Annotated in this window: 28 protein-coding genes; 10 read left to right on the forward strand and 18 right to left on the reverse strand. The window is 38.0% G+C overall.

All coding sequences use genetic code 11. From position 1 onward, the window contains the following. Positions 1-562 precede the first annotated feature (562 nt). From JF53_RS03890 to pabB, 3 genes are read left to right on the forward strand one after another with little or no spacing between them, the layout of a single operon-like run. Positions 563-955, forward strand: a complete 393-nt coding sequence (locus JF53_RS03890) for a YgzB family protein (protein ID WP_047981099.1) — start codon at positions 563-565, stop codon at positions 953-955. A gap of 59 nt (positions 956-1014) precedes the next feature. Then, the gene (locus JF53_RS03895; protein ID WP_047981098.1) at positions 1015-1611 is read left to right on the forward strand and encodes an anthranilate synthase component II; all 597 of its coding nucleotides are present in this window, start codon (positions 1015-1017) and stop codon (positions 1609-1611) included. Then, positions 1595-3325 carry an aminodeoxychorismate synthase component I gene (pabB, locus tag JF53_RS03900; protein WP_047981097.1) on the forward strand — a complete coding sequence of 577 codons (1731 nt, stop codon included), beginning with the start codon at positions 1595-1597 and terminating at the stop codon, positions 3323-3325. Before JF53_RS03895 ends, pabB begins: the two co-directional genes overlap by 17 nt. 54 nt (positions 3326-3379) lie before the next feature. Here the strand turns inward: pabB and perR are convergent, their stop codons facing one another. From perR to JF53_RS03930, 6 genes are all read right to left on the reverse strand, one after another. Beyond that, a complete protein-coding gene (perR, locus tag JF53_RS03905) occupies positions 3380-3823 on the reverse strand; it encodes a peroxide-responsive transcriptional repressor PerR (RefSeq protein ID WP_047981096.1) in 444 nt (147 codons plus the stop codon). A 158-nt stretch (positions 3824-3981) separates the two neighbouring features. Continuing rightward, the gene (locus tag JF53_RS03910) at positions 3982-4539 is read right to left on the reverse strand and encodes a cob(I)yrinic acid a,c-diamide adenosyltransferase (protein WP_047981095.1); all 558 of its coding nucleotides are present in this window, start codon (positions 4537-4539) and stop codon (positions 3982-3984) included. A 2-nt stretch (positions 4540-4541) separates the two neighbouring features. Further along, entirely contained in the window at positions 4542-5492 is a 951-nt protein-coding gene (locus tag JF53_RS03915) for a D-2-hydroxyacid dehydrogenase (protein ID WP_047981094.1), read from the reverse strand. Between the two features lie 101 nt (positions 5493-5593). Beyond that, positions 5594-6271: a sugar transferase gene (locus JF53_RS03920; RefSeq protein ID WP_236686902.1), complete on the reverse strand. Its 678-nt coding sequence runs from the start codon at positions 6269-6271 to the stop codon at positions 5594-5596. Between the two features lie 216 nt (positions 6272-6487). Beyond that, on the reverse strand, positions 6488-6958 hold the full coding sequence (gene bcp / locus JF53_RS03925; RefSeq protein WP_047981093.1) for a thioredoxin-dependent thiol peroxidase: 471 nt from the start codon (positions 6956-6958) through the stop codon (positions 6488-6490). A 59-nt stretch (positions 6959-7017) separates the two neighbouring features. Continuing rightward, positions 7018-7455 (reverse strand): potassium channel family protein, encoded by a 438-nt coding sequence (locus tag JF53_RS03930; protein WP_047981092.1) that lies wholly within the window; start codon positions 7453-7455, stop codon positions 7018-7020. A 138-nt stretch (positions 7456-7593) separates the two neighbouring features. Here JF53_RS03930 and JF53_RS03935 point away from each other — a divergent pair, with 138 nt between their 5' ends. After that, positions 7594-8889 (forward strand): glutamate-1-semialdehyde 2,1-aminomutase, encoded by a 1296-nt coding sequence (locus JF53_RS03935; protein ID WP_047981091.1) that lies wholly within the window; start codon positions 7594-7596, stop codon positions 8887-8889. A gap of 63 nt (positions 8890-8952) precedes the next feature. Here JF53_RS03935 and JF53_RS03940 read toward each other — a convergent pair whose 3' ends face one another. Then, positions 8953-9270, reverse strand: a complete 318-nt coding sequence (locus JF53_RS03940) for a hypothetical protein (protein WP_053351192.1) — start codon at positions 9268-9270, stop codon at positions 8953-8955. 236 nt (positions 9271-9506) lie between these two features. On the opposite strand from JF53_RS03940, the gene JF53_RS03945 reads away from it, so the two are divergent. Next, a complete protein-coding gene (locus JF53_RS03945) occupies positions 9507-9734 on the forward strand; it encodes a hypothetical protein (protein WP_047981089.1) in 228 nt (75 codons plus the stop codon). Positions 9735-9806: 72 nt separating this feature from the next. On the opposite strand, the gene yidC is transcribed toward JF53_RS03945, so the two are convergent. The 6 genes from yidC to mutY form a co-directional block, all read right to left on the reverse strand. Then, entirely contained in the window at positions 9807-10625 is an 819-nt protein-coding gene (gene yidC / locus JF53_RS03950; RefSeq protein ID WP_047981088.1) for a membrane protein insertase YidC, read from the reverse strand. Then, on the reverse strand, positions 10577-10945 hold the full coding sequence (locus JF53_RS03955; protein WP_047981087.1) for a hypothetical protein: 369 nt from the start codon (positions 10943-10945) through the stop codon (positions 10577-10579). The genes yidC and JF53_RS03955 overlap by 49 nt, the downstream gene beginning before the upstream one ends. Before the next feature lie 77 nt (positions 10946-11022). After that, positions 11023-12771 carry an ABC transporter ATP-binding protein gene (locus JF53_RS03960; RefSeq protein ID WP_047981086.1) on the reverse strand — a complete coding sequence of 583 codons (1749 nt, stop codon included), beginning with the start codon at positions 12769-12771 and terminating at the stop codon, positions 11023-11025. Between the two features lie 95 nt (positions 12772-12866). Further along, entirely contained in the window at positions 12867-13397 is a 531-nt protein-coding gene (gene ntdP / locus JF53_RS03965) for a nucleoside tri-diphosphate phosphatase (protein WP_047981085.1), read from the reverse strand. A gap of 243 nt (positions 13398-13640) precedes the next feature. Further along, positions 13641-13811 (reverse strand): gamma-type small acid-soluble spore protein, encoded by a 171-nt coding sequence (locus JF53_RS03970; protein WP_047981084.1) that lies wholly within the window; start codon positions 13809-13811, stop codon positions 13641-13643. Between the two features lie 105 nt (positions 13812-13916). Next, positions 13917-14990 carry an A/G-specific adenine glycosylase gene (mutY, locus tag JF53_RS03975; RefSeq protein WP_047981083.1) on the reverse strand — a complete coding sequence of 358 codons (1074 nt, stop codon included), beginning with the start codon at positions 14988-14990 and terminating at the stop codon, positions 13917-13919. A 114-nt stretch (positions 14991-15104) separates the two neighbouring features. Here mutY and JF53_RS03980 point away from each other — a divergent pair, with 114 nt between their 5' ends. Beyond that, entirely contained in the window at positions 15105-16091 is a 987-nt protein-coding gene (locus JF53_RS03980; RefSeq protein WP_047981082.1) for a metal-dependent hydrolase, read from the forward strand. Between the two features lie 30 nt (positions 16092-16121). Here JF53_RS03980 and JF53_RS03985 read toward each other — a convergent pair whose 3' ends face one another. Both JF53_RS03985 and recX read right to left on the reverse strand, forming a co-directional pair. Beyond that, entirely contained in the window at positions 16122-16457 is a 336-nt protein-coding gene (locus JF53_RS03985; protein ID WP_047981081.1) for a YfhH family protein, read from the reverse strand. 265 nt (positions 16458-16722) lie between these two features. Further along, positions 16723-17532, reverse strand: a complete 810-nt coding sequence (gene recX / locus JF53_RS03990) for a recombination regulator RecX (RefSeq protein WP_047981080.1) — start codon at positions 17530-17532, stop codon at positions 16723-16725. Between the two features lie 471 nt (positions 17533-18003). Here recX and JF53_RS03995 point away from each other — a divergent pair, with 471 nt between their 5' ends. From JF53_RS03995 to JF53_RS04005, 4 genes are all read left to right on the forward strand, one after another. Continuing rightward, on the forward strand, positions 18004-18558 hold the full coding sequence (locus tag JF53_RS03995; RefSeq protein WP_047981079.1) for a GNAT family N-acetyltransferase: 555 nt from the start codon (positions 18004-18006) through the stop codon (positions 18556-18558). A gap of 59 nt (positions 18559-18617) precedes the next feature. Beyond that, positions 18618-18737, forward strand: coding sequence for a YfhE family protein (locus tag JF53_RS17170; protein ID WP_083443538.1), 120 nt, complete (start codon positions 18618-18620; stop codon positions 18735-18737). Positions 18738-19016: 279 nt separating this feature from the next. Then, positions 19017-19391: a GntR family transcriptional regulator gene (locus tag JF53_RS04000; RefSeq protein ID WP_047981078.1), complete on the forward strand. Its 375-nt coding sequence runs from the start codon at positions 19017-19019 to the stop codon at positions 19389-19391. 12 nt (positions 19392-19403) lie between these two features. Next, positions 19404-20513 carry a DUF1648 domain-containing protein gene (locus JF53_RS04005; RefSeq protein WP_053071900.1) on the forward strand — a complete coding sequence of 370 codons (1110 nt, stop codon included), beginning with the start codon at positions 19404-19406 and terminating at the stop codon, positions 20511-20513. A 147-nt stretch (positions 20514-20660) separates the two neighbouring features. Here JF53_RS04005 and JF53_RS04010 read toward each other — a convergent pair whose 3' ends face one another. From JF53_RS04010 to JF53_RS04020, 3 genes are read right to left on the reverse strand one after another with little or no spacing between them, the layout of a single operon-like run. After that, the gene (locus JF53_RS04010; protein ID WP_047981077.1) at positions 20661-21362 is read right to left on the reverse strand and encodes a hypothetical protein; all 702 of its coding nucleotides are present in this window, start codon (positions 21360-21362) and stop codon (positions 20661-20663) included. Continuing rightward, positions 21359-22219, reverse strand: coding sequence for an ABC transporter ATP-binding protein (locus tag JF53_RS04015; protein ID WP_047981076.1), 861 nt, complete (start codon positions 22217-22219; stop codon positions 21359-21361). Before JF53_RS04015 ends, JF53_RS04010 begins: the two co-directional genes overlap by 4 nt. Beyond that, entirely contained in the window at positions 22209-22586 is a 378-nt protein-coding gene (locus JF53_RS04020; RefSeq protein WP_047981075.1) for a GntR family transcriptional regulator, read from the reverse strand. The genes JF53_RS04015 and JF53_RS04020 overlap by 11 nt, the downstream gene beginning before the upstream one ends. Positions 22587-22677: the final 91 nt, after the last annotated feature.

Genomic DNA, 22677 nt, shown 5'->3' on the forward strand with positions numbered 1-22677 from the left:
TGTCTATAATGGACACCAATCCATTATAGGAAAGTTCTTAGCAAAGAAGCGCTAGCTTCTATATTTCTTTTAATAGAAAAAACAGGGTATGTTTTTTCTTGACATACTGGTTGTTTTGTTCAGTTTTCAAAGAGCAAAATAATCATTTGTTGTTTTAGCGACAACTTTTATATCATAACATGCTGTCGATATTATGTCAACAACTTTATTCACTAATATTTTCATACTTGATGCCGCTTCTCAAATCAGCGACTCAAATAATATATCACGTATTCCTAGTGAATGTCAACAACATTTCACAAGATATTTAACTAATATTTGTCGTTAATTAGTTTTCGGTACTTCGAAGGGCATTATAGTTATACAATAGATAGTTCATATCACAGGCTACCATTAAAATTGATAGATAAGTTTCTTTTAATAGTTAAAACCATATCCCTATCCACAAAATTGTACAGTAGATTGTTTCTTCCTATAATATGTACAGTATTGGAAAAACCATTCTATAAATTATCAGAAATATGCTATACTAGCATTACGAAGTGAGGAGGAATTAATTGGCATGGCGCAATTGGTTTATTCTAGTAAGATTAACAAGATACGATCCTTTGCATTAATCTTAGTTTTTGCAGGAATTGTATTGATGTACATAGGGTTACTTTTAAAGAAATTCGAGTGGGCAATGGTATTGTTTTTCATTATCGGTATCATATCCATTCTGCTTAGTACCGTGGTTTATTTCTGGATTGGAATGTTATCGACTAAGGCGATTCCAATTATCTGCCCTTCCTGTGAAAAACCAACGAAAATGCTGGGACGTGTTGATGCGTGTATGCATTGCAAGCAGCCATTAACGTTAGATAAAGAGCTTGAAGGTAAAGAATTTGATGAAAAATACAATACACGAAAATACCGTAAAGAACTTAAAGAGGATCAAAACAACAAGACAACCTAACATCTGCCTTTCTTGGGTAGATGTTTTTTTATTAAAATTACTAGGAATGAGGGAATGCATTGATACTAGTCATTGATAATTATGATTCCTTTACATACAATTTAGTGCAATACATTTACCAGCTCGGTGAAGAGACAGTAGTGAAACGAAATGATGAACTAACAATAGAGGAAATCAAATTACTAAATCCCTCCCATATCCTTATTTCACCTGGACCAGGGAATCCCAATAATGCAGGAATCTGTTTAGACCTCGTAAGTCAGTTATATAAGGATTATCCCATCCTTGGTGTTTGTTTGGGGCACCAAATCATTGCACAAGCGTTTGGTGCAAGGGTCATACCATCGAATGCACCAACACATGGGAAAGTTTCATTGATTAACCATGATGGCAAAGGTATGTTTCAGCATTTACCAAATCCTTTACGTATCACACGTTACCATTCACTACATGTCGCACGTGATTCTTTTCCAGATTGTTTAACGATTAGTGCAGTAAATGATTCTGGTGATATTGCCGCACTACGGCATAAAGACTTTCCGGTTGAGGGTATACAAGGCCATCCCGAATCCATTTTATCAGAGGATGGACTTCTGTTATTAGCTAACTTTTTTACATCTACAAGGAGAATAACTAGTGATGACACAAAAACATAATCCATTCCTGCATTTTGACTTTAGGAATAAGCCAATTACATTTACGGATCCAGTAGCTATTATTCAGGCGGATAATTTAGAACAGGTACTTCCTGCTTTTGATAAAGTACAAGAAGCGATAAACAATGGGTGCTATGCTGCGGGATATGTTTCATATGAGGCAGCTCCTGCATTTAATCATTCGATGAAAGTAGCTGGAGAAATCACCATGCCCTTACTGTGGTTTGGGATTTATAATACGGCTGTGGAAGAAAAACTAGCAGTATCAGAAGACGCTTCTCATACTACTGATTGGCAGCCAAAAACAACTATTCAAGATTATCATAATGCCATTAAGCAAATTAAAGCGTACATCCGTCAAGGAGATACCTATCAAGTAAACTACACGATTCGCATGCAGTCTCAATTCACCGGAAATCCGGTAGCATTCTACAATCACCTTGCCAATTCACAAGCAGCTAATTATAGTGCTTATCTTGATATAGGTGACTTCCGTATTCTATCCGCTTCGCCAGAATTATTCTTTCATGTGAAGGATGGTATTATCACAACCAAGCCAATGAAAGGGACGGTTGGTAGAGGTAGAACGGCCGATGAAGATAAGAAGAATGCAGATTGGCTCTATCAGTCAGAAAAGAATCGCGCTGAGAACGTTATGATAGTAGATTTACTGCGGAATGATTTAGGTATGATCGCACGGCCAGGTACTGTTCGTGTGCCGGAGTTATTTTCTATCGAGAAATATCCAACTGTTTATCAAATGACTTCAACTGTTACTGCGGAAATTGATGCCGCGAAGACTATTCCGGATATCTTTAAGGCGCTTTTTCCATGCGGTTCGATTACCGGGGCACCGAAGATTAGTACGATGAACATTATTAATGAGCTTGAAACTAGCCCTCGCAATGTATACTGTGGAGCGATTGGCTATATCACCCCAGAGAATGAAGCGATATTCAATGTTCCCATTCGTACCGTTTCAATTGATAGTCTTGGCAAAGCTACATATGGCGTTGGTGGTGGGATAACGTGGGACTCTGATGAGACCGAGGAATATGAAGAGGTATTAACGAAGGCGAAAGTACTAACGAATAAGCAGCAGGATTTTAAGCTATTAGAGACAATTGCGCTATCTAGCGGACAATATCTTGTGATAGAAAATCACATGAATCGCTTAGAACGTTCCGCTTCATATTTTGATTTTCCATTTGATCGTAATTCCCTCACCCAGCAGCTTACTGACATAAGCAAGCAACATCCAGGCGGGAAATGGAAGGTTCGCGTCTTATTAAGTAAAAACGGAACACTACATGTAGAAGTATTACATGAAACTAGTGAAACGCTTGATGGTGCAAAAGTAGCGTTAGCCAAGCAACCGATTAACAGTTCCTCCATTTTTCTTTATCACAAGACTACTAATCGTGTTCTTTATGAGAATGCACGCAAGGCGTTTCCTGATGTGTTTGACGTTTTATTATGGAATGAGAAGAATGAGCTGACCGAATTTACGAAGGGGAATGTGGTGGTAGAAATAGCTGGTGCCTTCTATACTCCACCAGTTGCTTGTGGGCTTCTTGCAGGAACGTATCGCGAGTCGTTACTCGAAGAAGGCCGAATTACAGAACGAGTCATTAAGGTCGAAGAATTACCGGCATGTTCTGGGATCTGGTTTATTAATAGTGTGAAGGAATGGGTTGAAGTAAAGCTTGAATAATCCCTTCCCCATAAAAATAGCCCTACTGCATTTACTGCAATAGGGCTTACTTGATTAATGTTTTTGTGTTTCATGCTGCTGACATTCTTCACATGTACCGTAAACTTCCATTCGATGATGACTTACTTCAAATCCAGTCACCTTTTCCGCTAAGGATTCTACTTCATCCAAGGATGGATAATGGAAATCCACAATTTTTCCGCAAGACTGGCAAATAATATGATAATGCTCGGTCAAATTGCATTCAAATCGGCTGGATGAGTCACCATAGGTTAATTCACGAACTAATCCAATCTCACGTAGTACGCGTAAATTATTATAAACAGTTGCTACACTCATATTAGGGAATTTGCCCTCGAGCGCTTTATAAATATCATCAGCTGTTGGGTGAATCATTGAATTTAGAAGATAATCAAGCACCGCATGACGCTGTGGTGTAATTCGGACACCTGACTCTTTTAATGTATCGATCGCTTTTTGAAGTCTTTTTTCAGACACGTCATGCACCTCGCTTTCATGATTTAGTTCAAGACCAATACGATTATTAGATTATAATCTTTATAATTAGTGTACGCTTACCCGTGGAATTTTGTCAATATTAGTATATTGTAACGCGCTAAATATTATAACCTTATCTACTATCAGGTAGTACTAGCTTAAATGTCTGTATGAAGTGGAAGTTCCTTTCCATCTAGCGCTTTATTGGCATAGCGCGCTGCGACGAATAAGAAATCGGATAATCGATTTAAATAAGAAACGACTAGCTGGTTCTGTAATTCTTCCCCTAAACCAACTGCTAGGCGCTCAGCTCTACGTGTTACAGTTCTCGCAACATGCAAGGCACTCGATACCGGGTTCCCCGATGGCAATATAAAGTTCTTTAATGGCGCTAGCTGTTCATCCCATTTATCGATTTGGTTTTCCAATTCTTGGATGTGTGATTGGGTTAGCTTCCATGCCACTTCCTTGTCGCTCGGAGTCGCCAATTCTGCACCAACATGAAATAGAATCGTTTGAACGCGATGCATTTGATCTAGAAAATCCTCTTTCCCTTCCCATGTTTCCTGCTCTAAAAAGCTCGATGCTAAACCGATCATCGAATTTGCTTCATCACATGTTCCATAGGCTTCTACTCGTAAATCATTTTTAGGCACTCGTTTTCCATAAACAAGAGACGTTGTCCCTTTGTCCCCAGATCGTGTATAAATTCTCATTTCTAATACCCCCTAGTTGGATCAATTAAATTAATAAAATCTTGGTCTCCGCTGATTAATTTGTCTAGGTTGTCTTGAAAAATCGCTAAGGCACGAACCATGTAATTCGGTGACTGTCCTGATATATGTGGTGTAATTGTAACCTGTTCTTCCTGCCAAAATGGGTGATCTGCTGGTAATGGTTCTTCTTCAAACACATCTAAAACAACATGTGCTAGTTGCCCTTCTTTGATTGCTTTTAAAAGTGTTTCGCTTGCCACTAAATCTCCGCGGCCAATATTCAAGAATACAGCACTATTTTTCATAAAGGTAAAATGCTCTTCGGTTAGCAAATATTTTGTTTCGCTCGTACTAGGTAAGACCGACACAAGGAAATCCGCTTCTGGTAATACTTCCTTCAGATTAGCGATTGTATGTGTTTCATCAAAGAATTCTACAGCACGACCACTTCTAGATACACCGATTGTCTTCATTCGAAACGCCTTCGCAAGTCTAGCAATCTCCTGTCCAATTGCTCCTGTACCTAATACAACCATTGTCTGCCCTGTAATTTCCTTCATGCGTAAGCTCTTGTCCCAGCTGTTCTGCTGTTCATTTTTCATCAAATATTTTTCCTGGCGATATACCTGTAATAACATCGAAATCGTATATTCAGCCATTTGCACCTTATGAATACCACGTGAATTGGTGACACGAATTCCTCTTTCCTTGATCAACTCAAATGGTAAGCGCTCAACTCCTGCAGATAAGACCGATATCCATTGTAAATTCGGCGCCTGATTAATCAATTCCTCATCCACATCATCACCATATGTAACGTACACCGTAGCCTTATTTAGATATTCTGATGCTTCTAAAGTTCCTTCACAAAAGTGAAACTGCACTTTCGGATATGCCCCTTCTAATACCTGTTGATGCTTCTCAGCTACCTTCGCAGAAAATAGTATAACCAAAAAAATACCCCCTTTGATAATTCTACCCCCATTATACGCTACCTAAGGTGTGTCTCGCACCCCAAGAAGTTTTCGCTAAAATAAAAAGAGGTGCAAGGCACCTAAGTTAGTAATTCGTTATTTATATTTCGTATGACCTGTCGCAAGCTCTGATACAAGATTTTAACGTCGAGCATATAAGAGCAATACTGCGTGTAGTATAGGTCATACGTTATTTTCTTCCCGTGATTATCATTGGTCGCACCGTTGATTTGTGCATAACCTGTCATACCTGGTCTTACCCGTAAGCGCCTCGCCTGATAGCGATTATAGTAATCCGCGATTTCTGGAATTTCAGGACATGGTCCAATTAAGCTCATATCGCCTTTTAATACATTAATTAATTGTGGAATCTTATCGAGATGATACTTCTGTAACCATAATCCAGTTTCTGTATAGGTAATATATTTATCACGTGTAATCTTGAAGTAGTTTGGAACCCCTTTTTCCCACGAGCTCGGAAATGGATATGGGGGTAATGCACGGATTACCTTAGACGGAGTTGTCATCGTCCGAAAAGAATACATCGTAAATGTTCGATTGTTTTTTCCGACACGAAGCTCTCGATGAAGAATAGGTTTTCCTTCCTTTTTAAAAAGCCGATAACAGATTATGAGAAACAGCGGTGAGAGTAATAGAAAGAGTGTGGCGCTAATTATAATGTCTAGCAGTCGTTTGAAGAAAAAATACAAGTTAATATGGATGAAGTAGGTTGATCTTGTTTTAGCAGAATCTAGCATTCCCACAATACACACCTCATTTTTGTAGTTGTACAACTATAACTAGTTCATCTTATTCACGAGATGAGGTGTATATAACAATGTCATGAAAAAAATATAGAAAAACTCGCAATCGATTATCTTTTAGCGATTGCGAGTTTTTCTTATACGTGTGAGAACAAGTATTATACTGTCCTATCGGTGAAAACTGCCCCCAATGAAAGGAGTCATTCTTCTTTAGGCTAAGTTCTCTTTAATATAATTCAGTGCATCCTCAACATGTCCTTCAACTGACACTTTACGGAATTCTTTTCGTAGGATACCTTCTTTATCAATGATAAACGTTGAACGTTCAATACCATAATACTCTTTACCGAAGTTCTTCTTCAGCTTCCACACTCCGTATTCATCTGCTACTTCATGATTTTCGTCAGCTAACAGCAAGAACGGTAAATCATGTTTATCAATAAATTTTTGGTGATCTTTTACTGGGTCTGGGCTCACGCCAACAATCACTGCGTCTAGTTCACCAAAGCTTTCATGCTTATCTCGGAAATCACATGCTTCTGTTGTACATCCTGGTGTCATATCTTTCGGATAAAAATATAACACGACATGCTTACCTTTAAAATCTGCTAGATTAATAGCCTTACCATCCTGATTCGGAAGGGTAAAGGCAGGTGCTAATTGTCCAACTTCTAAACTCATTTTGAATACCTCCATCCATGTTGTTCCCTTTCACTATAGCATTTTCCCCCTGGATATGGCTAATCCCGTGCCCGCTCCTGATTCGTTTGTACGAGTCGAAGGACAAAGGCAGTTGGAAGAACATAGCCAATTAGCGCCTCAATTAATGCTAATAGTCTACCAAATCCAATCGGTGTAATATCACCATACCCAATCGTCAGCATCGTAGCACCACTGAAATAAAGAGAATGAATCATAGACCCAATGGCACTCACCTGTCGCAGTTCCCCACCCTCGACGAGAAGGATTCCTTCGAAGGATAGAATAAAATAGATTAATCCAAACCCAATTATGACAATCGTATAGGTAATAATTAAGGTATAAAATAACTCTGTTGAAAACATTCTCTCGCGCATCTCCACCCCTAAAAATTTTCGCTTTCCTTGAATAAATCCATAAACACTTCTAGAAATCACATAACATACCGCAGCAATTAACATCCACGTAATCAGACTCATCTAATCTTCCCCTAAACTTCCTTTTATTCTAATCTATGTGACGCCTCCCGAGGGCTTGTCATTTATTTTACTGGCTGCTTGCGTTAAAATAGATGACGTACTAACTAGACTTAATTCGTCTTTACATAGGAGGATATCATGAATTTTACTCAATCAGAGCGCTTGCATGAAGAAGCGCAAAAACATATTGTCGGTGGTGTTAACTCGCCATCTCGAGCATATAAGGCAGTCGGCGGTGGATCACCTGTGTACATGGAACGTGCAAAAGGTGCTTATTTCTGGGATGTAGATGGAAATAAATACATCGATTATTTAGCGGCATACGGACCAATTATCACGGGCCACGCACACCCACACATTACCGAAGCAATTTCAAACGCTGCACAAAATGGTGTGTTATATGGTACACCAACACCATTAGAAAACACATTTGCCAAAATGTTAAAGGAAGCAATTCCTTCATTAGAAAAAGTACGTTTTACTAACTCTGGTACCGAAGCCGTGATGACGACAATCCGTGTAGCTAGAGCATTTACAAACCGTACAAAGGTAATTAAATTTGCCGGTAGCTATCATGGTCATTTTGATGCTGTGTTAGTTCAAGCTGGCTCTGGCCCTTCTACTCTTGGGACGCCAGATTCAGCGGGGATTCCGAAGTCTGTAGCTGAGGACGTTATCACTGTTCCATTTAATGATTTGGATGCTTATCAACATGCATTGGATACATGGGGCGATCAAGTTGCTTGTGTATTAGTAGAACCTATCGTTGGGAATTTCGGAATTGTGGAACCACATGCAGGCTTCCTACAAGCGGTGAATGAAATGACACATAAGGTCGGAGCATTAGTCATTTATGATGAGGTTATTACTGCATTCCGCTTCACTTATGGTAGTGCTCAACAAGTGTATGGAATTGAGCCAGACATGACCGCAATGGGTAAAATCATTGGTGGTGGTTTACCGATTGGCGCTTACGGTGGTCGCAAGGATATCATGGAGCAGGTTGCCCCACTTGGACCTGCCTACCAAGCAGGAACAATGGCTGGGAACCCAGCATCAATGGCATCAGGAATTGCTTGTTTAGAAGTACTGAAACAAGAAGGGGTTTATGAAAAACTGGATCAGCTTGGTGCCCGTTTAGAAAAGGGGATTTTAGAAAAAGCTGCTGAACACGGTGTGACGATTTCGATTAATCGCCTACGTGGTGCATTAACAGTATTCTTCGGAAGTGATCAAGAAGTTACGAACTATGCTCAAGCAGAAGCAAGTGATGGCGAAGCGTTTGGGAAGTTCTTCAAACTAATGCTGAACCAAGGTATTAATCTTGCCCCATCTAAATATGAAGCTTGGTTTATTACCACCGAGCATACCGAGGCTGATATTGACGAGACAATTGAAGCCGTTGGCAATGCATTTCGAGAAATGAGTAACTAAAGTAAATAATGAAGGAGCGTGGGGGTAACTCCACGCTCCTTCATCTTTAAACATGTACTCAAATTATTCTTTTACCAAATAAGAATTCTCTTGGAATTTAATCATAACATCTTCCAAATCACACATTTTAAATGCTACTTGGTATCGTCTTTTAACTCCTTCAACGAATTCCTCGTATACTTCATTTTCTATCGATGTTTGCCAGGCAAATTGCGAAGCAAATAAATCACTTGCTGATTTTTTTAAAGGATTCATTGCCATACCGATTTTTACTGTCTGACCATTTGCATGCGATGCTAAATTAAGCATAAGCACCTCAAAAATTTTCTGTTCCCGCTCATTATAATCATGATTTTCTTTTGATACTGTTACGTCAACCATTGCAATTTTTATACCGATCTCCACCTTTATGTGTTAGTTATTAGCTCCCTCTATCAAACTATATATTGTACTCATCACACTTACCGCCCCTTCTTCTTTATGTATTTCGTCATAAAATGGAAAAATCCTCCTTTTTACCGCAATAAATTATTTATTCATTCTGAAATTTCAATGGATGATTGGAAAAGTATGTTACCATATAGATATAATAAACTGCACAACCAAGGAGAAATCGAATGAATAAAAGAAAAATTATTTTTTCGGCGTTATTAGGGATTTTTATCGGTTTTTTAGTTATTCCAGTATTTATAGATCTGCTTGGAGTACCTTCATTGGCTGCTGTATTTGAGTTTGCGTTAGGTGAGCCTACCCCATTCAAAAGTATTTTGCTTGCTCTACTTCTCTTAATTCCACTTTTCTTTTATGTGCGTTTTGTTTATAGAGAGTATAAAAAAGCTGAATAACGTCCTTCATTCTAACTATAGAAAAGGAGCTTGGATAAATTTCCAGGCTCCTTTTTAGTAATATAGATTTATTTATTCTCCACTTGTACTCTCAAGCTCCATCTTCCTCTTATGGGCCACATAAATCCTTTTTGAAATCAATGTTTGTACGACCATAAACAATCCACCAACTGTCCAATATAATGGCAGTGCAGCAATTGTATTTAAGGAGACAAATCCGATCATAATTGGAGACAAGAGTCCAATGATAGCCATTTGTTTTTTCATTTTTGGATCTAGTCCAATTTGTGACACCTTATATTGCAAGAAGTAAACGAACACCGCTAGTGCAATCAGTATATAATCGGTTCCTCCAAGGTCAAACCACAAAAATGAATGGGTCGCAATTTCTGGTGTGCTTCTAATCGCATAATAGAATCCAATAATAAATGGAAATTGAATTAGCATTGGTAAACAGCCACCAAGTGATGCAAGTGGATTAAAATTATGTTTTTGATATAGCTGCATTAATTCTTGTTGCATTTTCCGCTGAGATTCTGGATCTTTTTTATTCTTATACTTCTGCTGAATTTCATCCATTTCGGGCTTTAAAACCTTCATTTTATCCTGCATGTGCAAGCTACTCTTCGTTTGTTTTAACATGAACGGCATAATAACTAAGCGTATGGCAAGTGTGATAATTACGATTGATAACCCATAATTGCCATGAAAGAATGTAGCTACACTCTTAATCAAACTAGAAAAGCTTCCAACAAAATAATGATTAAACCACCCTGATGATTCGGCTGCACCGTCTGGTGATGCCTGACACCCAGCTAAGAATAATAGGAGTACTAAAATCCCTATAAAACTATATTTCCGAAAGAATGTGAATACAGATCGATGTTCCATTGTGCTCCTCCTTGTTTTTTCAATGTTGTTTGAAACAAGAAGGATTCACTATCTGATTCATCATCTGGTGCTTCGATTCGTTTTGTTTTTCTCACAAGCCAATTTCTCTCTTCTGCTTGCATCGGCTTCGGCTCTTGTAAATGAATCGTATTACAGGCTCTAGCATGTAGTTCCGCTTTGGATAGCTTCCTATGTTTCATTAAACTATCTGTGACAAATGGAACAATCTGCAGTGCAAGTATCATGGAAAATAACACACTTAAATAAATGTAAATCGGTGAAAAATCACTAAACAATTCGGATATAAATTCAAGTAGCATCTGTATTCACCTCCTCTCAATTCCTACTAGTTAATACGTGTTAACTAGTTAAAAAGTTCCCAACCAGTATATGGAAATCAGTCATCTAAATGCTGAACCTGATATAAGTTATAATAGCTTCCTTTTTTCTCCATTAACTCCGCATGAGAACCAATTTCGGTAATTTCACCGTTCTCAATTACCACGATTCGGTCCGCATGTGTAATGGTCGCAAGTCGATGGGCCACGATAAATGTTGTACGGTCAGAAGCTAGTTTTTCAACCGCTTCCTGAATCATATGTTCACTTTCTAAATCCAAGGCAGATGTTGCCTCATCAAAAATTAAGATTGGTGGGTTTTTCAAGAAGACCCGCGCAATTGCAATACGCTGCTTTTGTCCTCCAGAAAGTTTTACCCCGCGCTCTCCTACTAGTGTATCATATCCCTGTGGTAGTTCCATGATAAAGTCATGTGCGTTAGCTGCTTTAGCTGCTTGTATCACTTCTTTATCCGTTGCATCAGGATTACCCATACGAATATTTACTGCTACTGAGTCACTAAATAAAATGTTATCCTGTTGTACCATGCCAATGTTATTTCGAAGGGAACGTGCCTTAAAGTCTCGTATATCTGTTCCGTCAACCTTTATAGCTCCCCCTGTCACATCGTAAAAACGTGGTATCAAGCTAATCAATGTTGATTTACCTCCACCACTCATACCAACAAAGGCGATTGTTTCCCCTTGCGCTACTTGTAAATCAACATCTTTCAGTACTGCTGTCTCGTCATCATCATATTGAAACGATACATGGTCAAAATCAATTGCACCCTTCACCCGCCCGGCGTCTTTTGCATCTGGTCGATCAACGATATCATAGGATTCATTCATAAATTCAAATACACGATCAATCGATGCGATAGACTGAATTAACACGGTAGATGAGTTAATTAATCGTCGTAATGGACTATATACTCGTTCCAAATAAGCAACAAAGGCAACCATCGTTCCGAGTGTCAGTTGCTCAGTAATGACTTGATAACCGGCAAATGCGATAACTAGTAACGGTGCCAAATCAGTAATTGTATTGGTTACTGCGAACGTTTTAGCATTCCATGTTGTATGATCTAATGATTTATTCCAAAAGTTCTTATTACGCATATCAAATTGTTCTTGTTCATAATCCTCTAAAGCAAAGCTTCGTGTAACTGGAACACCTTGGACACGCTCATGTAAATGACCTTGCACTTCGGCTAAAGCCTGTGAGCGCTGCTTGGTTAACTCACGCAATCTCCCGTAAAAAAACTTAATCGAAAATCCAAAGAACGGAAATAGAATAATAGCTACAATCGTTAGCCAAACATCCATTGTTAGCATAATTCCAATTGCAATTAAAATCGTAATTAAATCTAACCAAACATTCATTAATCCTGTCATCACGAAATTCTTCGTTTGTTCGACATCATTTATTACCCGGGAAATAATTTCCCCGGTTTTTGTCTGAGCATAGAAGCGAAGACTTAACTTTTGCATATGATCGAACAGTCTATCCCTTATGTCATACAGGATTTTATTCCCTACCCATTGTGCTAAGTATTGTCGAACGTATTCAATTGGTGGACGTAAAACTAAGAAAACAATAAATGATCCACCCATGATCCAAAATAAATGATTTAATTTTTCCTCGGCATTCCACGTATCGTGTCCGATGATGTCATCGATGACATACTTTAAGATAAGCGGGATTAATAACGGAATTGCAAACTTAACAATTCCAATAAGAATCGTCCATACTATTTTCCATTTATATGGTTTTACATATTGCATATATTGCTTAATACTACTCATACACATCCACTTTCTATTCTGTTTTTTATTGCTTATAAAGTAGAAAAGCCTTGCTACTATTGTAACAAGGTTACCATATTATTAGTGCTGCTCGATTAAAATCGATAGGTAAGAAATCGCTCATACCACTGATCAATAAAACCAGGTGAGAACGGGCCTTTTCGTTGTTGTACCCAGTGCTGTAAATCAGCTATATTATTATATAAGATTCGATCTAACACATCTGGGTAATTCATTAATTTCCGATGAATTTCATACTCATCTTCATCTAATAAATCAAATGTCATATCCGGGTACACCTTCAAGTCAAGATCATAGTCAATGTATTTAATGGTGTTATCTTCATACACAAATGGGGAGCTTATGTTGCAGTAATAGTGTATACCATCATCCCGAAGCATCCCTATAATATTGAACCAATGCTTGGAATGAAAATAACATATTGCCGGCTCTCGTGTAATCCAAGTTCTACCATCACTCTCTATTACTTGCGTCTTGTCATTAGCCCCGATTACAGTAAGTTCTGTTCCTTTCAACACAATGCTACTTTCCCACACGCGGTGTAAACTTCCATTGTGTTTATAGCTTTGTATTTGAATATTTGATCCAGCATCCGGAGCAACCATCTAATCTTCCTTCCCATCAAAAACCGACAAGGATTTCCAACTATTTTCCCTCTATTATAAAGGGTAAAAATTAAAAGATAAAGCATTTCGCAAGTGATTGCTGCTTTCTGGTACGATGATGAAGGGAAAATTTCTACAAGAGATAGGATGACTACTAAACTGTCTAATTACAATCAGGCATGCAAAAAGAGCTTCCGGGAGAATGGAAGCTCTTTTTGTCTAAAAAATTCGAGGGTAGGTTGTTTATTTTTTGTTTTGCTGAGATTTTTGATTTTGCTTCTTCACTTCTTGAGCATTTGTCTCAGAAGAGAATTCAGTACCGAATTGCCCTTGACCTTGAGCTGCTTTCGCATTTTGTTGTTTTACTTGTTGTACATTCGTACCTGAAGCAGATTTGTTAGGATTTTTAGCCATCAATATCACCTCCGCAGTAATTACTTTCTCCAGTTAAGCTAATGTTATCCACCATATTTCGGAATGATATTTTAGCATTTTTTGGAAAAAAACATACGAGAGATATTATAAATAGTGCATCATTTTTTGATGGGAAACCGGAAATGGATAGGTCACTAATTCCTCATCTGTTACCAACCTTATAGTAGCTGACTCAGATCGATTTTCTACTAATGTTGCTTCATAAATTTCCAACTGCCAGGTTAGGTGTGAAAAGACATGTTTTAAGTTCCCTTGTCTCTCACCTAATTGAATTCGCATGTCATAATGGGCATAAAACCAATTTTCCACATGTTCTAAATCCAACTCTTGAATGGATACCATGGGAAACTGCCATAAATTCGCCAGCAGTCCATCTTCAGACCGTTGTTCTATGACAATGTTACCTTCATCATCGCGAATGAGTAAGGCAACATATGGAAGAGTCTTATTTTTCTTTGCCTTTGTTTTGATTGGTAATTGTTCCTCCACGCCCAGTTTATATGCTTGGCAATGGGCTTGAACCGGGCAGAGCGCACAGGCTGGTGATTTCGGTGTACAAATTGTTGCACCTAAATCCATGATCGCCTGATTAAAGGATGATGGATCTTCTTGAGAAATTACTTCGCTCGTAACGGCCTCAAATACTTTCTTCGTTTTTGGTTGGGCAATATCGTCTTCTATATTTAAAAGTCGAGAAAATACCCGCATCACATTACCATCAACAGCTGGTTCTGGTTGATTATAGGCAATGGATAGAATGGCACCTTTTGTATAAGATCCGATTCCTTTTAATTTCTCCAGCTCTTTCGGTTTGTCAGGAACCTGACCCCCGTATTGTTCCACAACTTCCTTGACAGCATGCTGTAAATTACGTGCTCTTGAATAGTAGCCTAGACCTTCCCATGCTTTTAATACTTCTTGTTCCTCTGCTTGCGCTAAATCATAAACTGTTGGAAACTTTTCAAGGAAGTTATAGAAATATGGAATAACGGTATCGACCTTTGTCTGTTGAAGCATGATCTCTGATACCCATATTTTATATGGATCTTGATCCCTTCTCCATGGTAGGTCACGTTTATTTGCCGCATACCAGGACAATAGATCTACCTGAAACTGCGAAATATTAAAATTTTGTAACGTTCTTTCTTGAACTGACATATTAACACTTCCTTTATGGTACACTAAAAAAACAATAAATTATGTAATTAATGTCGCCTAAAACGACTATTATTTTTATAATCCAACCTGTCTCGTTAAGGGGGAATTTTTTTAATGGATACTGGAACCCATATTGTTATGGGGATTGCTATTGCTGGATTGTCAACGCTTGACCCAGTAGTTAGCAATGATCCTGTACTATTTAACGCTATTTTTGCTGGTACAATAATCGGCTCTCATGCACCTGATTTTGATACTGTTTTAAAACTACGAAATAATGCAACCTATATTAGACATCATCGCGGAGTAACTCATTCGCTTCCTGCTGTGATTATATGGGGATTACTAATCGCTAGTCTCATCCATCTTTTTGTTCCACAGGTTGATTTCACACACCTATGGGCTTGGACATTTCTTGCTGTGGTGGTCCATGTATTTGTTGATATTTTTAATGCGTATGGTACTCAAGCATACCGACCCTTTACGAACAAATGGGTCGCACATGGGTTTATTAACACATTTGATCCATATATTTTCACTCTTCATCTAGCTGGAATTGGTGCCTGGTTGCTTGGTGCTGAACCTGGGATTACGTGGTTGATTCTGTACACAGTGATTCTATTATATTACATCAAGCGCTATCTGGATAAAAAAGAAATTGTTAAAAAAATCCATGAAACAATACCAGATGCTACAGAGGTAGCCACATCACCGACCGTGAAACAAAATTACTGGAGAGTCGCAGTTACAACGCCAACAAAGTTCTATGTGGGAACAGTTGAGAATGGTCATATTGAAATTGTGGATGAATTCGATAAAGTACCATTACCGGAATCTAACATTATCGACATTGCCAAAACAGATAAAAACATCTCAGCTTTTCTATCTTTTTCACCGGTTTACCGTTGGGAAATCAATCAGTTTGATGACTATACAGAAGTTCGTTTTATTGATTTGCGTTACCGCTCTAGAACATATTATCCATTTGTCGCTGTGGTACAGATTAATGAGGAGCATGAGATAATTAGCTCGTATACCGGATGGATATTTTCTGAGCACAAGCTCCAAAACAAGCTATATATTGGAGACAATCCAATTTAAAACAGCAGGTTACTCGGCCTGCTGTTTTTTCTAATTCATTATTTTTTTGCTTAATAATGAGATAGGTATCGCTTCTTCTTTTTCATACACTTCATCAAGCAAATTAACGCGATGTCCCCAAGCAAATACACCGTTTATATAGTTAATTTTGAACCGATGGCCTGGATCATTTCGAAGTTCATATGTCGCTTCTGCCTCATAATCGCCAGGGTTTAATGTATAAGATAATGCAACCTGCATTTTTCTTTCATAAACGGCAACTTCACTAACATTCCCTAATTGCTCCGCTTTCTGTGCTTGTTCCTTTAACTTACCAATTTCCATACGTAGTTGCTCAACTGATAAATCACTATAACGATAATTCATATGCGTTCCCCCTAAGCTCTGATTCCATTTTAGCAATTGTATTGGTGAATGAAAAGCTGTTTCACTGGTTCGGGCGATGTTTTGCTGGTTCGGGCGATATTTCAGGGGTTCGAGCGATATCTCGCTATTTAAAGCGATGTTCTCCCCACTTCGAGCGATATCCCGCCAATTCAAGCGATGTTCTCCCCACTTCGAGCGATATCCCGCCAATTCAAGCGATGTTCTCCCCACTTCGAGCGATATCCCGCAAAATCGACCGATAACCTTACTCCATCTCATCAATAAACTTACTAATCAACTCCATTGAAAATCCTTTACGATATAAACCTTCTTTGACTTTCATCTTTAATTCATAGCCGGCTTTTTTATTCTCATGCTTTCTTAGTAGCTTTTCACCGTGATGTTGTAGTGCTTCCCATTCAGACGTGTCATCCTTTTCATCTTGAATAGTCATAAGCACATCGGTGATGACATCTGGTGTAAAACCTTTTTGCATTAATGTCAAGCGCAGCTGCTGCAGTTGTTTTTGAAAGGAATCCTTTTTACTGGAGCCCAGTTTTTTAGTTGCCCATTTCATTGCTTTTTCAAATTGCGTTTCATAGCTATATATTGTAATGGCACTTTGTGCAACTGCTTGCGGAATACCCTTTTCTATCAGTTCGCGCTTTACTAGCAGTGGTCCTTTTGAGTTTGTGTTCATTCTAGTTGATGTAAACGCCTTAGCAAATTCTTTATCATTTAACAGTCCCTCATTTGTCAAACGCTCGATGATATTATCAATATGTTCAGGCTCTACTTCCTTTTGCCGTAAATAATCATGTATTTCTTTCATCGATCGCATTCGATAACTTAAATAATTGATGGCTAGCAGATAGGATTTTTGTATGGTATCCTTCCGAATCAGATCGTTTACAGTGGCGTCGTCCAATTCTAGTCCTTTTCGGAGTCCGAATTCCAACAGGATCGCTTCATCAACACTAAAACCATACGTTTCACCAGTAGCTTCAGCCAGATAAATATTGTATCGCTGCTTGCTTTTTTTCTGTGTTGTTATGCGGCTAATTTTAGTTGGCAATTCTCCCACCCCTTTTATTCCATCATAACATGTTTAATAGTCATAAGTAGATTTTGATGATTTTTTTAGTTGCGAATGACATTGGTTAACACACGCTATTTAGCACCAAAATCATGACACGAAAAAAGCATAACAAATCAACAGAAAACGGCAGCAAATTCCGCCTGAAAAAGGCTCTCTTTCAACGATTTAGCGCTGTAAATAAAAATTTACATTTTTTGTCGATATTTTTGTAAAAAAAGTTGTTCCATTTTGGTGTAAATCATAGTATTATATGTATTGTTACAAATCGACATTTCAAAATATAATAGGGAAGGCAAATGGTGCGCCACCAGTTTATCTGGTTCTAGTGGGTTCGATTCCCACCCCGAATTTTTGTTGAACGTTAACTAAAAATTCGCGGGTGGGCTTCCATACTAGATTCCTAGTTTTATTTGGATACCCCCTGCTCAGGATGAGGAGGGTTTTTTTATGCTGAAAAAGCGTGATTTATATGAGGTGCCAGTATTATATGAACTGATGTCACACCCAGAAGTATTTCCGTACGTAAGACACAAGGCAGCAACATGTGATGAATTTTACTTCATTACGAAGAAGACGATGGAAGCAGAAGAACACGGGGAGTTAATCTCCAGGACGATAGTAGATGAATATCAACAGCCAATTGGTACCATTAATTTATTCGATATCGAGAATAATCACGGTTTTTTGGCAACCTGGATTGGCCAGCCTTATTTTGGGAAAGGGTATAACCGACTAGCAAAAGAACAGTTTTTTGATGAGTTATTTTTTGACCATGACATTGAAACGATCTTCATGAAAGTCAGAAAAACCAACATTAGGTCCACAAAAGCCGTTCTTAAACTCCCTTACGTTGCACTTGGTAACACCATTTATCCCGAAGTCTACCAAAAAGTAAATCAGCAAGAGGATATTTATGATATATTTGCGATTTCCAGAGAACATTATATTTCGTATCAGCAATTTGCTAACTTGGAAGCAAATCCGGATCATGAAGTTGTGTAAAATGGTATAAAAATCTCTGATTTGGTTATCCTAAGCCTTAAAAAGCGAGGGATAACTTGATGGCTAAATCGAAGCAAGAATCCAGGGATAAATTTTTATCCAAAACCCAAGAGGTATTATACGGAAGAGAATTCAAACGGGCAGATCGCGCTGCGCGTGAACGAGGAGATCGAAGCTAAATGCTTCGGTCTTTTTTAATTTATCCACAATGCCCCTGTTCGTTTGTGGACAACATTTCGGAAACGTACTGTTTGAGCTTACCTTTATCCACAATAAATTGTGAACAAATCTCTTAACAAATTGTGGATAGTGTGGACATTTTCATAAAAACCTTGTTTACTTCTTTTTTACATGTGGATAACCATGTGCATAAGTTTACATATCTATTCTAATTGACATTTAGTTATATCTGTTATACTATAACTATAACAGATATAACTGAAAGGAGGTGTGGTAATGTGCTTATAAATTTAGATTTCGAGTCTAAAGAACCCATTTACCAGCAATTAGTTGATCGAATTATTGAAGGGATTGCCAAGAAGGAACTTAAGCCCGGAGAAGGATTACCGTCTGTCCGGTCACTTGCTTCTGATATTGGCATCAATCTTCACACTGTGAATAAGGCTTATCAACTATTAAAGCAGGATGAATTCATTTTAATCCATCGCCAAAAAGGTGTCGTGATTAATCCAGATGGCATCCCGAAAGCAGATGACATGTATATAGATCAACTTAGAAGAAATCTTAAGCCTCTCATCGCTGAATCAATTTGTCGAGAAGTGACGGAGGATGATTTTTTAAAAATTTGTTCTGAAATTTATAAAACGTTTTAGGGGGATAAGCAAATGAATGGACTTATGATACTGTTATTAGTGGTTATTTTGGTTCCTGCTTTTATCGCAACGATGTTTATACCATATTGGACGAGACGAACGGAAAGCTTCGGGGTATCGATTCCAGAAGCAATTTACCATACCGATTCGTTGAAAAAAATGCGGAAACAGTATGTAGTTGCTTCAGGAGTAGCAAGTATAGTCGTGGTGGCTGTCCTAGTGTGGTTACGCTCACTAACTGATATGAATGAAGAAACCTTTAGTATTTACTTCAGCATACTGATCTTCCTGTATGTGCTCGTTACATTTTTCATCTACCTTTATTTCCACCGGGTGATGAAACGATTAAAGAAAACGGAAAAATGGGGTAAAGAAAAGCAGCAACAGGTTTATGTAGATACTGAATTTAGAAACCAAAAATTAACATATTCCAATCTTTGGTTTGGCTTGTCATTTCTCATTACCTTCACGACGGTTTTCTTCACCTTTATGCATTATGATAAAATACCAGATCAAATTCCAATGCAATATAACCTTGAAGGGGATGTTACCAACTGGGCAGATAAATCGTATCGTTCTCTTTTGATGATGCCGATTGTACAGGTATATTTAACCCTCGTATTCATGCTTTCTAACACGATAATTGCAAAAGCGAAGCAACAAATTAACGCGGAAAAACCAACCGAATCGATGCAACAGAACGTAATTTTTAGAAGAAGATGGTCGTTATTCCTTATCCTAGCAGGAATTGCACTAACATTACTCTTATCTTTTGCTCAAGTGACATTTATTTTCCCGATTGATACAAAATGGATTACCATTGTTCCACTTCTCTTTACCGTAGTTATCGTTGCTGGTGTAATTATTTTATCCATTACGACCGGGCAAGGCGGAAGTCGTGTCAAATTGGCAAATGGTACTCATGGTGAGATTATTGATCGTGATGATGATCAATACTGGAAGCTCGGTCAGTTCTATTTTAATAAACAGGACCCTGCACTCTTTTTAGAAAAGCGTTTTGGTGTTGGTTGGACGATAAACTTCGCTCGACCATTAGCATGGATATTATTCCTAGGCATCATTTTGTTAGCAATAGGACTACCGTTTTTATTAGGCATCTAAAAGAAAGAGCCTGGAACATAAGTACTTTTGACAAGATAAAATCCGAATTTGCGCGTATTACCCACTTCGGGAATATACTCCGCTGAATTAGTACACTGTTCGTAATTTTTATCTTTTCATTTTACTTATGTCTCAGGCTTTTCTTTTTTATCTTCTCTTTTCAATTGTAATTCTTCTAATAAAACTATACGAGATAAGAAATAGTAGCAATCCTAGACCAGCCAACTGCCCAACGAATCCCATATCAATATTTCGAATTAAATCCGTTACAAAGTCGATAACCCAACCTTTTGCTAGTGCAATTAATAATAGAATTGCCAGAACCCCAGCTACCGAAGCGCCACCTAATACACCATATTTGTAAAAGATTAAGCCAATAACAAACATAAACATAAATAGGAAAAACATGATAGCACTATCAAATAGTACTCGATTTAGCCAATTATTTTCGACCAACATCGCAGGATGCAAAAACATAAAAGCATCAAAATTCGTTTTATCCATAATGACCTGCACGATTTCCTGAAGGGTGTTGGCAATAATCGATTTGGCAACAGCCATGATGAAGAAAAAGATACCCAACGATACAAACAAACTCTTTCTCGTTGCCCCCATTTTTATCGCGAAAGGAACGCTTTGCTTAACGGTTATAAACCCAAGTATCAAACAGTACACATACATTGGAAACGGAAAGCCGAATGTCATTTTACTATCAACTGATGTGAAAAGGAAATATGATAGCGTCAAGACAGTCGCTAATACAAATAAGAGTATAGACCAGAAGACGATGACTGAATGTCTGATGTCTGTAGCAAAGAAATATAATAGACCTTTTACTTGTCTTTTCATAATTTAGACCCCTTCCGCTCTGTTAAGTAAATCATTAATTCTTGGATTGGAACACCTTCAACCGCTAAACCGGATTGTTTCGCTTCTTCCACATGACCAAATATATAGGCAGTCATCATGCCAGCAAGCTGTTTTTTCATAATAACCTCTTTATCCTCAAGGAATGCTTCCACTTGTTCGGTTGTGCCGGATACTGATATCGCACTATCTCGCAATGTATCTGCGTTTTCTTGCAATGCTAGCTTGCCATCTTGAATGATTATAACTTCTTCAAACATCAAGCCAACCTCATCAATTAAATGCGTGGAAAAAATGATGATACGTGGTTCCTCCTGATATTCCCTTAATAAAATTTCATAGAACTTCTTACGAGCAGCTGCATCGAGCCCAATATATGGCTCATCAAAAATCGTGATTGGTGCTTTACTCGCCAAGCCAACAATAATTCCAAGTGACGATTCCATTCCTTTGGATAAAGCCTTCACTTTTACCTTCAAATCAAGATTATATTCCTTCACTAATTCCTGTGCTAATGCCTCATCCCAATTAGGATAGAAGTACGCATAAATTTTCAACACATTTTTAATAGATAAATCTCGTTTAAAGTTTCCTCCCTCTTTAATTAGGCAAATTAATTCTGTCAGTTTTCGATTATCAAAAGGATCTTCCCCATTGATTCGTATTTGCCCACTTGTTGCCAAAATATGTCCCGCTAAAATATTCATAAAGGTTGTTTTCCCTGCACCATTTCTTCCTAGCAATCCATAGATTTTCGGTTCGTTTAAGTTAAACGAAATATTATCTAGCGCTAATTTGTCACCATATTTCTTTGTCAATCCGTTTACTTCAATTTTCATCCATGCTCTCTCCCTTCGCCATCATTTTCAACAGTTCTTCTTCGGTAATCTGCAGTTTTTTAGCTTCTTCTTTTAACGGAAGAATATAGTGTTCAAAAAAAGTCTTCCGTCGCTTCGCAATCAAGATTTCCTTGGCATTATCCGTAACAAACATTCCAATTCCCCTCCGTTTAATAAGAATCTCTTCGGCAACAAGTTCATTAATCCCTTTTGCAGCTGTTGCAGGATTTATCTTGTAAAAGCTTGCAAATTCATTAGTTGAAGGGACACGTTCCCCCGCTTTAATGGAGTCATTTATAATCGAATCTTCTAGTTGTTCTTTAATTTGAAGGAAAATTGGTTTGTTCTCATCCAATGAGTTCTTCATTCACATGCTCCTTAGTTTACTGGTTAATTACTTATGTAACTAACCATATAACTTTACATTTCAATTGTCAATCCTTTTTTAAAAAAATAAA

The organism is Ornithinibacillus contaminans, from assembly GCF_001038425.2.
GTDB classification, from domain to species: domain Bacteria; phylum Bacillota; class Bacilli; order Bacillales; family Amphibacillaceae; genus Ornithinibacillus; species Ornithinibacillus contaminans.

What these genes read in the sequence shown, in the direction of transcription:
- JF53_RS03920 (WP_236686902.1), bottom strand. Translation starts at nt 6,271, where the DNA reads ATGCTAGATTCTGCTAAAACAAGATCAACCTACTTCATCCATATTAAC.
- JF53_RS03955 (WP_047981087.1), bottom strand. Translation starts at nt 10,945, where the DNA reads ATGCTACTTGAATTTATATCCGAATTGTTTAGTGATTTTTCACCGATT.
- JF53_RS03995 (WP_047981079.1), top strand. Translation starts at nt 18,004, where the DNA reads ATGCTGAAAAAGCGTGATTTATATGAGGTGCCAGTATTATATGAACTG.
- JF53_RS03935 (WP_047981091.1), top strand. Translation starts at nt 7,594, where the DNA reads ATGAATTTTACTCAATCAGAGCGCTTGCATGAAGAAGCGCAAAAACAT.
- JF53_RS03970 (WP_047981084.1), bottom strand. Translation starts at nt 13,811, where the DNA reads ATGGCTAAAAATCCTAACAAATCTGCTTCAGGTACGAATGTACAACAA.
- ntdP (WP_047981085.1), bottom strand. Translation starts at nt 13,397, where the DNA reads ATGGTTGCTCCGGATGCTGGATCAAATATTCAAATACAAAGCTATAAA.
- JF53_RS04005 (WP_053071900.1), top strand. Translation starts at nt 19,404, where the DNA reads ATGAATGGACTTATGATACTGTTATTAGTGGTTATTTTGGTTCCTGCT.
- JF53_RS03985 (WP_047981081.1), bottom strand. Translation starts at nt 16,457, where the DNA reads ATGAATTATCGTTATAGTGATTTATCAGTTGAGCAACTACGTATGGAA.
- JF53_RS17170 (WP_083443538.1), top strand. Translation starts at nt 18,618, where the DNA reads ATGGCTAAATCGAAGCAAGAATCCAGGGATAAATTTTTATCCAAAACC.
- mutY (WP_047981083.1), bottom strand. Translation starts at nt 14,990, where the DNA reads ATGTCAGTTCAAGAAAGAACGTTACAAAATTTTAATATTTCGCAGTTT.
- JF53_RS03910 (WP_047981095.1), bottom strand. Translation starts at nt 4,539, where the DNA reads ATGAGAATTTATACACGATCTGGGGACAAAGGGACAACGTCTCTTGTT.
- yidC (WP_047981088.1), bottom strand. Translation starts at nt 10,625, where the DNA reads ATGGAACATCGATCTGTATTCACATTCTTTCGGAAATATAGTTTTATA.
- JF53_RS03890 (WP_047981099.1), top strand. Translation starts at nt 563, where the DNA reads ATGGCGCAATTGGTTTATTCTAGTAAGATTAACAAGATACGATCCTTT.
- JF53_RS04020 (WP_047981075.1), bottom strand. Translation starts at nt 22,586, where the DNA reads ATGAAGAACTCATTGGATGAGAACAAACCAATTTTCCTTCAAATTAAA.
- JF53_RS04015 (WP_047981076.1), bottom strand. Translation starts at nt 22,219, where the DNA reads ATGAAAATTGAAGTAAACGGATTGACAAAGAAATATGGTGACAAATTA.
- JF53_RS03960 (WP_047981086.1), bottom strand. Translation starts at nt 12,771, where the DNA reads ATGAGTAGTATTAAGCAATATATGCAATATGTAAAACCATATAAATGG.
- pabB (WP_047981097.1), top strand. Translation starts at nt 1,595, where the DNA reads ATGACACAAAAACATAATCCATTCCTGCATTTTGACTTTAGGAATAAG.
- JF53_RS03930 (WP_047981092.1), bottom strand. Translation starts at nt 7,455, where the DNA reads ATGAGTCTGATTACGTGGATGTTAATTGCTGCGGTATGTTATGTGATT.
- JF53_RS03945 (WP_047981089.1), top strand. Translation starts at nt 9,507, where the DNA reads ATGAATAAAAGAAAAATTATTTTTTCGGCGTTATTAGGGATTTTTATC.
- JF53_RS03980 (WP_047981082.1), top strand. Translation starts at nt 15,105, where the DNA reads ATGGATACTGGAACCCATATTGTTATGGGGATTGCTATTGCTGGATTG.
- JF53_RS03940 (WP_053351192.1), bottom strand. Translation starts at nt 9,270, where the DNA reads ATGGTTGACGTAACAGTATCAAAAGAAAATCATGATTATAATGAGCGG.
- bcp (WP_047981093.1), bottom strand. Translation starts at nt 6,958, where the DNA reads ATGAGTTTAGAAGTTGGACAATTAGCACCTGCCTTTACCCTTCCGAAT.
- JF53_RS04010 (WP_047981077.1), bottom strand. Translation starts at nt 21,362, where the DNA reads ATGAAAAGACAAGTAAAAGGTCTATTATATTTCTTTGCTACAGACATC.